The sequence below is a fragment of the Mycobacterium sp. 1274761.0 genome, assembly GCF_001668615.1.
Classification (GTDB): domain Bacteria; phylum Actinomycetota; class Actinomycetes; order Mycobacteriales; family Mycobacteriaceae; genus Mycobacterium.
Genome location: NZ_LZMC01000024.1, coordinates 1 through 512 on the forward strand (window position 1 = coordinate 1; position 512 = coordinate 512).

Sequence of the window (512 nt, forward strand, 5' to 3'; positions counted from 1 at the left end):
CAGCGACTCCCAGTCCAGCCGGATGCGCCCGCCGATCTCCCGCGGAACGACGACCTCGCCGTCGAGGACGCAGCGCGGCGCGATCTCGTCGCGCAGCGCGTCGATCAACTCTGGGAAGTACCGCCCGAGCTCCTTACCGTTGCGGCTGCCCAGCTCGACCTCGGGCCCGTCACGAAAGCAGATCGACCGAAACCCGTCCCACTTCGGCTCGTACGACGCCCCCGGCGGAATCTCAGACACCGACTTGGACAGCATCGGCGACACCGGCGGCATCACGGGCAGGCGCATCGCCCCATTCTTGTCGGGCGCGATGACATTATGAGCAGCGTGGAGCTCCCCCTGCAGCCGCCGATCGAGCCGATGCTGGCGAAAGCGCAGGCGAAGGTGCCCGTCGAGGCCGCGGTGTGGTCCTACGAGCCCAAGTGGGACGGGTTCCGGGCGCTGGTGTTCCGCGACGGCGACGACGTCGTGGTGCAATCGCGCAACGGTAAGGAGCTCGGGCGGTACTTCCC

2 pseudogenes are annotated in these 512 nt (G+C 68.4%); one reads left to right on the forward strand and one right to left on the reverse strand.

The annotated features are described in order from the left end of the window. Nucleotides 1-288: pseudogene (locus tag A5651_RS04020) on the reverse strand (ATP-dependent DNA ligase); the annotation flags it as partial. A gap of 30 nt (nucleotides 289-318) precedes the next feature. Between A5651_RS04020 and A5651_RS04025 the strand changes: the two are divergent. Further along, a pseudogene (locus A5651_RS04025) lies at nucleotides 319-512 on the forward strand (ATP-dependent DNA ligase); the annotation flags it as partial.